This is a genomic window from Dellaglioa sp. CoH-57-MRSF-17 (assembly GCF_056782015.1).
In genome coordinates, this window is the sequence record NZ_JBXAXY010000035.1 from 1 (window position 1) to 566 (window position 566).

1 protein-coding gene is annotated in these 566 nt (G+C 53.4%); it reads left to right on the forward strand.

All coding sequences use genetic code 11. The features are described 5' to 3' along the window. Positions 1 to 180: 180 nt before the first annotated feature. A complete protein-coding gene (locus AC1RPJ_RS07720; RefSeq protein WP_289859367.1) occupies positions 181 to 474 on the forward strand; it encodes a hypothetical protein in 294 nt (97 codons plus the stop codon). The last annotated feature ends 92 nt before the right edge of the window (positions 475 to 566 follow it).

Consider the following 566-nt stretch of genomic DNA (forward strand, 5'->3'; position numbering starts at 1 on the left):
GGCTGTAACGAATTTCGTTCTCGACTACGAGAAGGATCGTCAGACGCGCAATCAGACACGGGTGCGCGAGGCATCCGAGTGGTTGCAAATGTTTGACGAATACATCGAACACCGAACTGATTTTTCTGGCATTCGTACGTGCATGTGCTGCGGATGCTCCGCTGAACTGGAGAGACTGGCATGAGCGCGGGGAACGCCGTGTTTGTGCATGACGAGGCCCACCGTGAGCTGGGTGTTGCGATGGCTGATTTTATGCGAGCCCAGATGAATCGATCCGGATTCGTTCGCCATTTTTTCGCGTGGTGCGATTTCGACAAGACCAATCACACGTGCCCGGAGTACTCGCGAGCAGAATGGGAAGTGGCGCGTCGCATCATCAATCGCGCTAAGAAGCGTCGAGCCCTGACCGCGAAGCCTTACAAGGAAAACCTGCGCATGATCTTGCGTGAAATTCGGAGAACGAATTACCAATGAAAGTGACACGAATCTCAGTAAACCTGAGCAAGACGGTTCAGGCCGTTACCTACGAGCCTGTTTCGGTCAGCTTTAGCATGGATGCCGAACTT